Origin of the sequence: Rhodosalinus sp. FB01, from assembly GCF_041365715.1 — a bacterium.
Lineage (GTDB): Bacteria > Pseudomonadota > Alphaproteobacteria > Rhodobacterales > Rhodobacteraceae > Rhodosalinus.
Map to the genome: position 1 here is coordinate 45,734 of NZ_JBGFSH010000007.1, position 12,752 is coordinate 58,485.

Genomic DNA, 12,752 nt, shown 5'->3' on the forward strand with positions numbered 1-12,752 from the left:
GATGGAGGCACTGGTCGCACTCGGGATCGGCACGCTGACCGCCGCGGGCATCTACCTGGTGCTGCGGCGACGGACCTTTCCGGCGATCCTGGGCATCGCGCTGCTGTCCTATGCGGTCAACGTCTTTCTCTTCGTCTCGGGCCGGCTGATGCTGAACGCGCCGCCGGTGCTGATCGACAAGACCGGCGCCGGCGTCTACACGGACCCCCTGCCGCAGGCGCTGGTGCTGACGGCGATCGTGATCTCCTTCGGCATGACGGCGGTCGTCGTGCTTCTGGCGCTCGGCGCCTATCTCAGCACGCGGTCCGACCGGATGGACATGGACAACGGCCCGGACGCCGAGGAAGAGGCCGGACAATGAGCCACTGGATCATCCTGCCGGTCGTGCTTCCGGCGCTCATGGCCTCGGTGCTCGTGCTGGCGCTGCGCCACCACCTCGACCTTCAGCGCATCTTCTCCATCGCCGGCACCGTGGCGCTGGCGGGCCTGGGTGTGGTGCTCATGGCGATGGCGCATGATGGCACCGTCAGCGTCTACGAGCTGGGCGACTGGTCCGCGCCTTTCGGCATCGTGCTGGTGCTGGACCGGCTTTCGGCGATGATGCTCATGCTCACCGCCGCGATCGCGCTGGTGGTCGTGCTCTATGCCGTCGGCAGCGGCTGGGATGCCCGCGGACAGCACTTCCACGCGCTTTTCCAGTTCCAGCTCATGGGGATTTCCGGCGCCTTCCTGACCGGCGATCTCTTCAACCTCTTCGTCTTCTTCGAGGTGCTGCTCATCGCCTCCTACGGGCTGATGATCCACGGGGGCGGCGGGCGGCGGTTGCGCGCGGGCGTGCAGTACGTGATCTACAACCTGCTGGGCTCGACGCTCTTTCTTTTCGCTCTCGCCATCCTCTACGCGGTGACCGGCACGCTGAACATGGCAGACATGGCCGGGCGCGTGGGCGGGATCACGGGCGGCGACACGGCGCTTCTGCTCGTGGGCGCGGTGCTCTTGCTGATGGTCTTTGCGATCAAGAGCGCGCTTCTGCCGCTGCATTTCTGGCTGCCCGAGACCTACGCCTCAGCGCCCGCGCCGGTCGCCGCGCTCTTTGCGGTGATGACCAAGGTGGGCGCCTATGCGGTGCTGCGGGTGGACACGCTGATCTTTCATTCCGCCAACGACGCCATGGCAGCGCTCCTGTCGGGGCTCCTGCTCGCCGCGGCGCTCGCGACGCTGGCGGTGGGCATGATCGGGATCCTCGGTGCCACGGGGCTGGGGCGGCTCGCGGCCTTCGCCGTGATCGGCTCGATGGGCACGCTCTTCAGCGCGATGGCGATCTTCACGCAGGAAACGGCGGCGGCCACGCTCTATTACATGCTGCATTCGACCCTGGCGGGCGCCCTTCTGTTCCTGGTCGTCGACATGGTTCGAGAGCGGCGCGCCGGCGGCGACGCCTATCGCCCTGCCCCGGCGATAGCGCAGGGCGGGCTGGTCACGGCGCTCTATTTCGGAGCCGCCATCGCGGTGGCGGGCATGCCGCCGCTGTCGGGCTTCGTGGGCAAGCTTCTGATCCTCGACGCGGTGCGCGACGCGCCGCTTGCCTGGCTGATCTGGACGGCCATCCTGGGCGGCACGCTGATCGCGATCCTGGGCCTCGCACAAGGCGGCAGCCGCATCTTCTGGAAGCTGGAGGCGCCCGCGGATGGCGCGCCGCCGGCCGGGCCCGCACCGGCGATCGCGCTGCCCGCCGCGTCGACCTTCGTTCTCCTCGGGGCCATCGTGGCGCTCACGCTCTTCGCCGGCCCCGTGACATCCTATCTCGACAACACCGCGGCCCAGCTTTATGCACCGCAGACGTACATCTCTGCCGTGCTCGGCAGCGATATCGAAGGCTGAGACCATGCAACGGCGGTTCCTGCCCCACCCTCTTCTGACGCTGGCGCTGATCGTCGTCTGGTTGCTGCTCATCAACGACCTGTCGCTCAACGCGCTGGTCATGGGCACGATCCTGGGCGTCGTGATCCCGTTCTTCACCGCGCCTTACTGGCCCGGCCGGGTCCGGCTGAAGAGCCTTCGCGTCGCCGTGGCCTACATCCTGATCGTGCTCTGGGACATCGTGGTCGCCAACGTCGTGGTCGCGGCGATCATCCTCTTCAAGCCGAATTCGCGGATCAGTTCGCAGTGGGTGACCGTGCCGCTCGACATCCGATCGCCCGAGGCCATCGCGCTTCTCGCGGGCACCATCACGATGACGCCCGGCACGCTGTCGAGCGACCTGTCGGCCTGCGGGCGGGCGCTGCTGGTGCACTGCCTGGACACCGACGACCCGGACGAGGTGCGCGACACCATCAAGCACCGCTACGAACGCCGGTTGAAGGAGCTGTTCGAATGATCGAGATCGCCCTTGCCTTCGCCTTCGGCTGCTTCGGGCTGGCCGCACTGTTCAATCTCTACCGCATCGTGATGGGCCCGAATCCCGGTGACCGGATTCTCGCGCTGGACACGCTGGTGATCAACGCCATCGCGCTGATCGCGCTCTACGACGTGGCGCTCGACACTCAGGTCTATTTCGAGGCGTCGATGCTGATCGCGATGACGGGCTTCGTCTCTACCGTGTCCTATGCGCGCTACATCCTGCGCGGCGACGTGATCGAATGAGGAGAGCGGCATGACGAATGTCTGGGTGGAAATCGCGATCTCGGCCTTCCTCGTGATCGGGGGCATCTTCGGGCTGGTGGGCAGCTACGGGCTGGTGAAGCTCCGGGGCTCGATGCGCCAGCTGCACGCCCCCACGAAGGCGACGACGCTGGGCGTGGGCGGCGTCCTGATCGCCTCGATGCTGTTTTTCCTCTTCGTGGACGGCAAGGCCTCGCTGCACGAGTTGCTGATCACGATCTTCCTGCTTCTCACGGCGCCCGTCACGGCACAATTCATCGCCAAGACACACATTCACAGGCAGGAGCGGCCGACCACGCTGCCGTCCACCGGCACCGGCCGTCCCTGGGCCAGTTTCGAGAGCGACGAGGAGCGCGCGCGCCTGGAGGCCGAGGCCGACGGCGCGCCGGAGCGCGTGCGCTAGGTATCCGGCCGATCGTCCCGCGGATCTTCGGCGTCGGATGGTTCGTCGTCCCCCGCCGCCTCACGGGTGCGGCAAAGCCAGTCCGGCGCCGTGACGCGCCATAGCGGCACGCCGGTCGTGACCGCGGCACGGCCGATCATGTGCGCGGCAAGCGGCGCGGTGAGCAGCAGGAAAAGCAGGATCGCCACCGCGCGAATGGTCACGTCCGCCGATCCGAAATGCACCGCAGCGGCGGCGAGCGTAAGCCCGCAGGCCAGCGTGGCGAGCTTGGTCGAGGCGTGCATCCGCACGAGCACGTCGGGCATCCGCAGAAGCCCCACGGCCCCCAGAAGCCCGAAGGCGGTGCCTAGCAGCACCAGTCCGGCCACGACAGCTTGCGTCATCGTCCGCTCCTTCCCTCGTCGCGCCGGATGCGCTGCCGCTCCGCGAAACGGGCCAGCGCCACGGTGGCCAGGAAGCTCACCAGCGCCAGCACGAGCGCCACGTCGAGGAAAGCCGGCGTGTCGTAGCGGATCGCGGCGAGGCCGCAGAACGCGACGATCGCCACCGTCATCATGTCGAGTGCCACGACCCGGTCGGGCAGGCTTGGCCCCAGCACGAGGCGCGCAAAGATCAGCGCCACCGACAGCACGATCATGCCCAGCCCGGCGTCCAGTGCGAGCGTGTAGAACGATTCCATCACTCTCCCTCCACCGCGTCGATCACCCACCGCTCCATGCCGCGCTTGAGCTGGGCGCAGAGTTCGTCCGGATCGTCCACGAACATCGCATGCACCGCCAGCGTCTTGCGGTCGCGGCTCACGTCCAGGCTGAGCGTGCCGGGGGTGAGCGAGATCAGATTGGTGACAAGCAGGATGCCGACGTCCGAGGTCACGTCGAGCGGCATCTCGATGATCTGCGGGCGCGCGCGCTCTTTCGGCGTGACGATGTCCCAGGCCACGGCGAGGCTGGAGACCACCAGTTCGTAGAGGAACATGACCACCAGGCGCACCCAGGCGAAAACGCGTCGGAAATAGAGCCGTTCGCCGGTCAGCGGCTTGACCATCCAGAGCACGCCGAAGCCCAGCACGAAGCCGGTCAGAAGGCCGGTCAGCGTGGTGGACCCGGTCAGCGCCACCCAGACGACAGCCAGCAGCAGGTTGATGCCGAACGCGTTCATTCGGCTCCTCCCGGCATCACAGGCGTGCCCAGCACCGCGGCGACGTAGGCCGAGGGATCGAGCAGTTGCTCGGCCGACCGCTCGGCAAAGACCACGAAAGGCTCGGGGAAGAGACCGATCACGACCGTCAGCGCGGCGAGCCCCGCGATCGGCAGCAGAAGCGCGGCCCGCGCCGGTCCGTCCAGACGGTCGAGCGTCGGGGAGATTCCGTCGGGATGCGGCTCCCAGAAGGCGGCGGCCCAGATCTTGGTCATCGAGTAGATGGTAAGCAGCCCGACGGCCAGCGCCACCCCCGCGATCACCCAGCCCTCCACCTCGAGCGCCGCCCGCACAAGCAGGAACTTGGCCCAGAAGCCCGAAAGCGGCGGGAAGCCTGCCAGCGAGAAGGCCGGCACGAGAAACAGCAGCGCCAGGAGCGGCGCGGACTTGTAGAGCCCGCCGATCCGCGCCAGCGCCTCGCTTCCCGTCAGCCGCTGCGCGACCCCCGCGATCAGGAAGAGGTTCGCCTTCACGATGATGTGGTGCACGAGGTAGAAGACGGCACCGACAAGCGCGAGCGGCGTGAGCAGCGCAAGCCCCATGATCATGTAGCCGATCTGGCTCACGATGTGGAACGACAGGATCTTGCGCATCTCGTTCTGCGCGGCCGCCCCCAGAACGCCCGTCACCATGGTCAGCCCGGCGACCCACAGCAGCACTGTGTGCGTGGTGCCCGTGTCGTGGTCGAAGATCAGCGTGAAGCTTCGGATGAGCGCATAGACCCCGACCTTGGTCAGCAGCCCGGCGAAGACCGCCGAGACCGCGAAGGCCGGCGTGTGGTAGGAGGCCGGAAGCCAGAAGAAGAGCGGAAAGACCGCCGCCTTGATCCCGAAGGCGATCATGAAGAGCACTGCGATCAGCGTCATGAGCTCGGGGTCGAGCGTATCCGTCGCCTGCGACAGGTCGGCCATGTTGAGCGTGCCCGTGACCCCGTAGATCACGCCGATGGCGGTCAGGAACAACAGTGTCGAGACGAGGTTGAGCGCCACGTATTTCACGCCGCCGTCGATCTGCTCGGGCCGCCCGCCCAGCACCAGAAGGCCGAAGGACGAAATCAGCATGACCTCGAACCAGACGTAGAGGTTGAAGAGGTCGCCGGTCAGGAAGGCGCCCGTCACCCCCGCCAGCAAGACCTGGTAGAGCGCGTGAAAGCCCAGCCGCTCGAGTCTGGGCTCGATGTCGGCCAGCGCATAGACCGCGACCGCGAGGCCGACGATCGCGGTGATCAGCACCATGACCGCCGCCAGGAGGTCCGCGACCAGCGTGATGCCGAAGGGCGCGGGCCAGCTGCCCATCTGGGCCGAGAGCACGCCCTCTGCCAGCACCTCCTGCATGAGCGCGACGGCCGCCAGCAGCGCGGCGGCCGATCCCCCGACCGATATCCAGCGCCCAGCCGCATCCGCCCGCAACAGGAAGGCCGCGACCGCCGTGACGAAGGGGATCGCGATGGGAAGGACGAGAAGCCAGCTCACCGCCCGTCCTCCTCGGGCTCGGCCAGACGCATCTCGTCGCCCCGGAGCGTCCCGAGCTCGGTCCATGCGCGCAGAAGAAGCACGACCGCGAAGGCGAAAAGCCCGAAACCGATCACGATGGCGGTCAGCACCAGCGCTTGCGGCAGGGCGTTCGCGACCAGGCTCGCGGGCGCGTCGGCGCCCTCGGCGATCAGCGCGGGCGCGCCTTCGGTCAGCCGGCCTCCGGTGAAGATCACCAGGTTCGCGGCGTTCGACATCAGAAGCAGGCCGAAGACGAAGCGCAGCATGTCGCCCGCCAGCATCAGGTAGACGGCCGCGGCGACCAGCGCACCGCAGACGATGGCGAGCAGAAGCTCCATCAGACCTCCTCTTCGATCGCGAAGACCAGCGTCAGGACCGAGCCGAAGACGACCAGATAGACCCCGATGTCGAAGACCAGAACCGTCGAAAGCGGCAGGCCCTTGTCATCCTCAGTGGCACCGAGAAACAGCCACTGCCCGGTGAAGAACACGTCGCCGAAAAGCGCCGCGGCAAGCCCCGCGGCAAGCGCGATCCCGAGCCCCGCCATGGCGATGCCCTGCGGCTCCAGCCGCAGCGCGGCGCGCGCGTCCTGCGTGCCCACGGCAATGGCGTAGAGCACGAAGCCCGTGGCGCCGATCAACCCGCCGATGAAGCCGCCGCCCGGCTCGTTGTGCCCCCTGAGCAGCATGTAGATCGAAAAGAGCATCAGCAGCGCGGCCAGATAGCGGGTGCCCGCCCGCAACAGGATGGAGTTCATTTCTCGGCTCCCTTTCCCGACTGGCGCAGCAGCGCATAGGCAGAGAGGGCCGCGATCACCACCACCGCGATCTCGCCGAAAGTGTCGAGCGCGCGGAAATCGACGAGGATGACGTTGACGATGTTGCGTCCGAACGCCTCGGGCCAGCTCGCCGCCTCGAAGTACTCGGTAAGACGCCGGTCGAAGGGCACGGTGAGCACGGCGAGCACGATCAACGTGACCGACGCGCCCAGCCCCGCCGCAAGCGCCGCGTGGCCCGCGCGGAACCGGTCGGGTGTCAGCGCCGGCAGGCGCAGCATCACAACTGCCAGCAGAACCACGACCAGCGTTTCGACCAGAAGCTGCGTGATGGCCACGTCGGGCGCCCCGTAAAGGATGAAGACCAGCGCCACGCCGATGCCGACGGCGCCCAGCCCTGCTATGGCCGCGATGCGCGAGTTGGTGACCATGGCGAGCGCGGCGCCGGCGAGGATCAGCGCGGCGATGGCTGCCTGCTGCCATGTGGGGGGGGCCGGGGCGGGCGCGATCTCGGGCAGCCCGGCCCACAGCATCGTGCCCACGAGCCCCGCCAGAATGGTGGCGAAGGTGGCGGCCAGATAGGTGCCCAGTTGCCCGTTCTGGATGATGCCGGTCTGCCAGCCCGCCAGCGCCTTCAGGCCGTCGAGCAGGCGGTCCCAGCCCGCGTCGAGGCTGGGCAGTCTGCCGAAGACCGCCGCGAGCCCCCGGCGCAGCGGCCGGTGCGCGAGATAGAGCGCGATCCCGAGCGCGAAGGTGGCGATGCTCAGGATGAGCGGCATGTTGATACCGGCCCAAAGCTGTAGCGGCTTCACTTCGCCGACCTCCCCGGTGAGCGAGACGACCGTGGGCTGAACGAGCGCCTGTTGCAGCAGATCGGGCTGCAACCCGAAAAGCGCTCCGAGCGCTGCGAGGATCACGGGCCCCGCCAGCATCTGCCAGGGCGCCTCGCGGGGGGTGCGCGGCATCTCGCCCGACCGGCTCCAGAACGGGCGAAGCGCGACGACACCGGCCACCGCCATCATCAGCGCGTTCGACAGCAGCATGGACCCCGCCACGAGCACCGGCTCGGAGGCCACGGCGAGCGCGCCCGCGTATTTCAGCTCCTTCGAGATGAAGCCCAGAAGCGGCGGGAAGCCTGCCATCGACATCGCCGCCACCGCCGCGGCCACGGCCGTCACCGGCATCGCACGGCCGAGGCCGCCAAGCAGGTCCGCCTCACGCGTGCCGGTCGCCTTGTCCATGCAGCCCACCACCAGGAAGAGCGCGGCCTTGTAGAGCGAGTGAACGACGAGGAAGGTGGCGAACGCCGTCATCGCATAGCCCGACTCCTGCCCCAGGAAGAGCGTGAGCGTGCCGAGCGCCATCAGCGTGGTATAGGCCAACGCCTGCTTGAGGTCGGTCTGCCGCAGCGCAAGGATGCTGGCATAGACCGCCGTGACGGCGCCGAAGATCGTCAGTGTCCAGAGCCAGACATCGGTGCCCGAAAGCGGCGGGTGCAGCCGCGCCATGACGTATACGCCCGCCTTGACCATCGTGGCCGAGTGCAGGAAGGCGCTGACCGGCGTGGGCGCCGCCATCGCGTTGGGCAGCCAGAAGTGGAACGGCACCTGCGCCGATTTGGTGAAGGCGCCGATCAGGATCAGCACCAGGATCGGCAGGTAGAGCGCATGGGCCTTCAGGTCCTCGCCCTGCGTCACGATCTGGGCCAGCGAGGTGGTGCCGGCAGCAAAGCCCAGCAGGATCAGGCCGGCGAGAAAGGCAAGCCCGCCCGCGCCCGTGACCAGCAGCGCCTGCAGCGCGTTGCGGCGCGCGCCCTCCTGCTCGTGCGAGAAGCCGATCAGCAGGTAGGAGGTGAGCGTGGTCAGTTCCCAGAACACGAACAGCGTGATCAGGTCGTCCGCCAGCACGAGCCCCAGCATGGAGAGCATGAAGGACGTCAGGTAGAGCGCGAACCGGTCGTATTGCGCGTGCCCGGCCAGGTAGGTGTTGGAATAGAGCAGCACCAGCGTGCCGATCCCGGAGATCAACAGCGCGAAGGTCAGCGCCAGCCCGTCCAGCAGGATGCCCAAGGAGATGCCCAGCGAAGGCACCCAGTCGAGTTGCCAGCGAAGGACCTCGCCCCGCGCCACCTCCGGCACGGTCGACATGAAGACGGCGAAGAGGCCGGCGGCCAGCAGGGTCGGCAACACGCCCGCCGCGCCGTTCCCGGCCGGTTTTCCCGAGGTCTCGTTCCCGGCCATCAGGATTTTGCCCCGGCGACCTTGGCCCGCGCCCGCAGGGCGCTCGACAAAGCGCCGGGACCACAGTCCTTCACCAGGTTACCGATCGGCATCGAATGACCCTCGCCTGTCCCGCACCGTCTTCGAGGCGTGCTTCCGCTGAGCGCGAGAGATAGGTCTTCTTGCGCGCGATTGCCAACCGGTTTTCCGCGATGGCCGGTCTGGCCCGATTTGTCCGGCGCACGGCCTGTACAAGGCGATGGCCGCTCCGCAGCCCTGCGGGCCTTGGCCGATCCGCGATGGGCTCGCGGCGCGCCCCTGCTTCGCCCGAGGCGAATTTTCCGGCGTCCGCCCAATTCTTGAGCGTCTTGAAACGACCCGCTTGCCCCTGATGGGCGCGCCAGACCCGCGCGGTGTCCGTACCGCATATTGGCGCCGCACGCTCGGGCTGCGGACGGCACCGGGTAAGCCATGAGGCCGGCACGGCGCGAATGACGCGCCAGACCGAAACCGGCCAGCCCGCTTCCGGACAGGACGCCGCGCCCGACGCGTGAACGCGGCCGCGGAGCACGCTTTTTTCGACGCCTTGCAGGCGCGAACGGCACCGGCAAGCTGGAACGGTTCATCGGCGCCGGGGCGACTGTGCGAACATATGTTCCAATTTGCGCCGGATATCGCGCAATAATCTCATTTTGGTCGATATCAAGGTTGTAACATCCAACCTCTGGTTATAGCGTTAACTAATCTATGGTGTGACGTTAAAAATCTTGGGGTGTCAGGGTTGGGATCGGCTCGAGGTATCGACACCACGTGCGAACCCGCGCGTGATCCGGACATGCTGGACTACGACCGGCTTGACCGCCAGGCGGGCTTCCTGCTCCGGCTGGCGCAAATCCAGATCTTCGACGCCTATTTCAGGGATTTCGCGCCGCGGTCGCTCCGCCCGGGCATGTTCTCGGCGCTTGTGCTGATCGACCGCAACCCGGGTATCCGGCACGGGCTTCTGGCCGCGGCGCTGCGGGTGAAGCTCGCGCACATGACGAAGCTTCTCAACGCGCTGGAAGCGGAGCGCCTGATCGAGCGGCACCAGCCGCCGGAGGATCGCCGCTCCGTCCTTTTCTACACCACGCCCGAGGGGCACGCCTTCGTCGCAAAGGCCACGCCCGAGCTTTATGCCCACGACGACCGCCAACTGGACCACCTGACCGCGCGGGAACGTCGCCAGTTCATCCGGCTTCTGCGCAAGTTCGTCGGGATGCCGCCCCTCCAGGACGACTGAGCGGTTCGGTCCGGGGCGCGCGTGGCCCATTTGCGCGACAGGTTTCGACCGGCAGGACGGCTCGGCGCTCAGCCCCCGCCCTTGATCGCGTCCGCCGCCGCGCGGGCGATCACGCGTTCCTCGTTCGTGGGAATGACCATGACCGTCACGCGCGCGTCGCCCGCGCTCACCACGCGGTCATGCGCTGCGTTGGCCCCCTCGTCGAGATCGATCCCGAGCCAGCCCATCGGCGCGCAGACCTCGCGGCGGATGCGGTCGGAGTTCTCTCCGATCCCGCCGGTGAAGACGACCGCGTCGAGACCTTCCATGGCCGCGGCCAGCCCTCCGAGCTCGCGCCGGATGCGGAAGGTGAAATAGGCGATGGCCTCGTCGGCGCGCGGATCCTCCGACGCCTCGAGCGCGCGCATGTCGTTGCTGATCCCGGAAAGCCCCAGCAGCCCCGAGCGCCGGTAGAGCATGTCGGAGATCGCGGCGGCGTCGAGCCCCTCTTCCTCCATCAGGTAAAGCACGACGCCCGGGTCCAGCTGGCCGCACCGCGTCCCCATCGGCAGCCCGTCGAGCGCGGTGAAGCCCATCGTCGAGGCCACGGACCGCCCGCCCACGATGCCGCACATGGACGCGCCGTTTCCGAGATGCGCCACGGCAACGCGGCCCGCGTGCAGGTCGGGCGCCGTGCGGGCGAGTTCGCTCGCGATGAACTCGTAGCTCAGCCCGTGAAAGCCGTAGCGGCGCACGCCTTTCTCGTAATACTCGCGCGGCAGGCCGAACACGTCGTTGACGAAGGGGTGGCGGCGGTGGAACGCGGTGTCGAAGCACGCCACCTGCACCGCCTCGGGAAAGGCCGCGCGCGCGCCGCGCACCCCGGCCAGGTTGTGCGGCTGATGCAGGGGCGCGAAGGGTTCGAGCGCCTTCAACCCCGCGATCACGTCGTCGTCGAGCCGCACCGGACGGTCGTGGTCCGTGCCGCCGTGAACGATGCGATGGCCCACCACGGCGACCTCCGCATCGGCGAAGGCCTCGCGCACCGCGTCGATGGCCGCGCGAAGCGCCTCGGCGTGATCGGCACCCCGCCCGCCCAGATCCCTCTGGGCGAGGACGGCGCCCGTGTCGTCAGACAGCTCCAGCGTCGCGTCGCCGCCGATCCGGTCCACGAGGCCGGTCGCGCGGCAGGACAGGCCATCCAGCGCGAAAAGCGCGAACTTGAGCGAGGACGACCCCGCGTTGACCGTCAGCGCATGGGTCGTCATTCCGCGTCCTCCGCCGTCTTGCCGGTGATGCGCGCGTGGTGCAGCGCCGCCACCGCGCAGGAGGCCAGGCGCGACATGTCGTCGTCGGAGCGCGAGTTCAGGATCACCGGGACGCGCGCGCCCAGCACAAGCCCCGCGCCCTCGGCGTGGCTGATGAAGGTGAGCTGCTTGGCCAGCATGTTCGCCGCGTCGATGTCGGGGGCGACCAGCACCTCGGCGTGACCGGCCACCGGCGACTTCAGGCCCTTGGTGCGCGCCGCGCCGATGTCGACCGCGTTGTCCATGGCGAGCGGCCCTTCCACCAGCCCGCCCGTGATCTGCCCGCGATCCGCCATCTTCGACAGAAGTGCCGCGTCGATCGAGGACGGCATGTCCGGGTTCACGTTTTCCGTCGCCGACAGCACGCCCACCTTCGGCGTCTCGATGCCGATCGAGCGCGCCACGTCGATGGCGTTCTGGACGATGTCGACCTTGACGCGCAGATCGGGGGAGATGTTGATCGCCGCGTCGGTCACCAGAAGCGGGTGGCCGAGCCCCGGCACGTCCATGACGAACACATGGGTGAAGCGCCGGTCGCCGCGCAGCCCCTTTTCCCTGTCGACCATCGGGCGGAGCAGCTGATCGGTGTGCAGATGCCCCTTCATCACGCCGCCCGCGCGGCCCTCGTGAACCAGCGCCACGGCGCGGCGCGCGGCGGCGGCGTGATCGGCCTCGTCCACGATCTCGATGTCCGTCAGGTCGGCGCCGATCTCCTCGGCCGTCGCGCGGATCTTGTCGGCGCACCCCACGAGGATCGGCGTGATGAGCGTGTGCTTCATCCCGAGCAGCGCGCCGCCGAGCGAAAGCGCCTCCTCGGGACAGACCACGGCCGTGGGCAGCGGCGGCAGCGGCTCGGCGCGGCGCAAGAGTTCCTCGAAATGGCGGTGGCGCTGAACGACGAGCCCCGGCAGATCGCGGTCGTCGTAGCTCATCTTCTCGCGCGGGGCCTCGACCACCGCCTCGCCCGTCGTGACGAGCGCGTCGTCGCCGGCGCGGCGCACCTCCGTCTCGAGCGTCACGGTGCCCTCGGCCGCGTCCTTGCCGATGACCCGGACCCGGCTCACCAGCTCCTCGCCGGCATGGGCGCGGCCACAGAAATGCAGGGTCTGGCTGCGGTAGAGCGTGCCCGCCCCGGGAAGCACGTTGCCGATCACCGCCGAGATGAGGGAGGCGATGAACATGGACGGCGCCGGCGGCTCCCTCGGCCCTTCCCCGTCGGGATCCACCAGGTGCATCGGATTGTGATTGCCCGAGACGTTGGCGAAGATCACCATGTCGTCCTGCGTGCAAAGCCGCTTGAGTTCGGAGCTGTCGCCGACGGACAGCTCGTCGAAGGTCTTGTTCTCGATCAGCATGCGTCGATCGCCCTAACCCGGTGTGCCGTGGTGCCTTTGGCGGGGGTGCGCGCCGCCCGCCCCGGCAGGATGCCGCCCGCGCGC

General features: G+C 68.3%; 15 protein-coding genes. 6 read left to right on the forward strand and 9 right to left on the reverse strand.

All coding sequences use genetic code 11. The annotated features are described in order from the left end of the window. Position 1: 1 nt before the first annotated feature. Genes AB6A65_RS11495 through AB6A65_RS11515 form a run of 5 tightly spaced genes read left to right on the forward strand, consistent with a single transcriptional unit; the run spans position 2 to position 3,064 of the window. Positions 2-361 carry a Na+/H+ antiporter subunit C gene (locus AB6A65_RS11495; RefSeq protein WP_371038528.1) on the forward strand — a complete coding sequence of 120 codons (360 nt, stop codon included), beginning with the start codon at positions 2-4 and terminating at the stop codon, positions 359-361. Beyond that, the gene (locus tag AB6A65_RS11500) at positions 358-1,881 is read left to right on the forward strand and encodes a monovalent cation/H+ antiporter subunit D (protein WP_371038529.1); all 1,524 of its coding nucleotides are present in this window, start codon (positions 358-360) and stop codon (positions 1,879-1,881) included. The genes AB6A65_RS11495 and AB6A65_RS11500 overlap by 4 nt, the downstream gene beginning before the upstream one ends. 4 nt (positions 1,882-1,885) lie before the next feature. Then, positions 1,886-2,377, forward strand: coding sequence for a Na+/H+ antiporter subunit E (locus AB6A65_RS11505; RefSeq protein WP_371038530.1), 492 nt, complete (start codon positions 1,886-1,888; stop codon positions 2,375-2,377). Further along, positions 2,374-2,643, forward strand: a complete 270-nt coding sequence (locus tag AB6A65_RS11510) for a K+/H+ antiporter subunit F (RefSeq protein ID WP_371038531.1) — start codon at positions 2,374-2,376, stop codon at positions 2,641-2,643. The genes AB6A65_RS11505 and AB6A65_RS11510 overlap by 4 nt, the downstream gene beginning before the upstream one ends. Positions 2,644-2,653: 10 nt before the next feature. Then, positions 2,654-3,064 (forward strand): Na+/H+ antiporter subunit G, encoded by a 411-nt coding sequence (locus AB6A65_RS11515; protein WP_371038532.1) that lies wholly within the window; start codon positions 2,654-2,656, stop codon positions 3,062-3,064. Here the strand turns inward: AB6A65_RS11515 and mnhG are convergent. From mnhG to AB6A65_RS11550, 7 genes are read right to left on the reverse strand one after another with little or no spacing between them, the layout of a single operon-like run. Further along, entirely contained in the window at positions 3,061-3,447 is a 387-nt protein-coding gene (mnhG, locus tag AB6A65_RS11520) for a monovalent cation/H(+) antiporter subunit G (RefSeq protein ID WP_371038533.1), read from the reverse strand. The two genes, AB6A65_RS11515 and mnhG, sit on opposite strands and share 4 nt — an antisense overlap. After that, positions 3,444-3,743, reverse strand: a complete 300-nt coding sequence (locus AB6A65_RS11525; RefSeq protein WP_371038534.1) for a monovalent cation/H+ antiporter complex subunit F — start codon at positions 3,741-3,743, stop codon at positions 3,444-3,446. The genes mnhG and AB6A65_RS11525 overlap by 4 nt, the downstream gene beginning before the upstream one ends. Beyond that, positions 3,743-4,222, reverse strand: coding sequence for a Na+/H+ antiporter subunit E (locus tag AB6A65_RS11530; RefSeq protein WP_371038535.1), 480 nt, complete (start codon positions 4,220-4,222; stop codon positions 3,743-3,745). Before AB6A65_RS11530 ends, AB6A65_RS11525 begins: the two co-directional genes overlap by 1 nt. Then, the gene (locus AB6A65_RS11535; protein WP_371038536.1) at positions 4,219-5,733 is read right to left on the reverse strand and encodes a Na+/H+ antiporter subunit D; all 1,515 of its coding nucleotides are present in this window, start codon (positions 5,731-5,733) and stop codon (positions 4,219-4,221) included. The genes AB6A65_RS11530 and AB6A65_RS11535 overlap by 4 nt, the downstream gene beginning before the upstream one ends. Further along, positions 5,730-6,092, reverse strand: a complete 363-nt coding sequence (locus tag AB6A65_RS11540; RefSeq protein ID WP_371038537.1) for a Na+/H+ antiporter subunit C — start codon at positions 6,090-6,092, stop codon at positions 5,730-5,732. Before AB6A65_RS11540 ends, AB6A65_RS11535 begins: the two co-directional genes overlap by 4 nt. Beyond that, positions 6,092-6,511 (reverse strand): Na+/H+ antiporter subunit B, encoded by a 420-nt coding sequence (locus AB6A65_RS11545; RefSeq protein ID WP_371038538.1) that lies wholly within the window; start codon positions 6,509-6,511, stop codon positions 6,092-6,094. Before AB6A65_RS11545 ends, AB6A65_RS11540 begins: the two co-directional genes overlap by 1 nt. Next, the gene (locus tag AB6A65_RS11550; RefSeq protein ID WP_371038539.1) at positions 6,508-8,769 is read right to left on the reverse strand and encodes a putative monovalent cation/H+ antiporter subunit A; all 2,262 of its coding nucleotides are present in this window, start codon (positions 8,767-8,769) and stop codon (positions 6,508-6,510) included. The genes AB6A65_RS11545 and AB6A65_RS11550 overlap by 4 nt, the downstream gene beginning before the upstream one ends. Before the next feature lie 814 nt (positions 8,770-9,583). Between AB6A65_RS11550 and AB6A65_RS11555 the strand changes: the two genes are divergently transcribed. Next, the gene (locus tag AB6A65_RS11555; RefSeq protein ID WP_371038540.1) at positions 9,584-10,027 is read left to right on the forward strand and encodes a MarR family winged helix-turn-helix transcriptional regulator; all 444 of its coding nucleotides are present in this window, start codon (positions 9,584-9,586) and stop codon (positions 10,025-10,027) included. A 68-nt stretch (positions 10,028-10,095) separates the two neighbouring features. Here the strand turns inward: AB6A65_RS11555 and AB6A65_RS11560 are convergent, their stop codons facing one another. Continuing rightward, positions 10,096-11,274: an acetate/propionate family kinase gene (locus tag AB6A65_RS11560; protein ID WP_371038541.1), complete on the reverse strand. Its 1,179-nt coding sequence runs from the start codon at positions 11,272-11,274 to the stop codon at positions 10,096-10,098. Next, positions 11,271-12,668: a bifunctional enoyl-CoA hydratase/phosphate acetyltransferase gene (locus AB6A65_RS11565; protein ID WP_371038542.1), complete on the reverse strand. Its 1,398-nt coding sequence runs from the start codon at positions 12,666-12,668 to the stop codon at positions 11,271-11,273. The genes AB6A65_RS11560 and AB6A65_RS11565 overlap by 4 nt, the downstream gene beginning before the upstream one ends. Positions 12,669-12,752 lie beyond the last annotated feature (84 nt).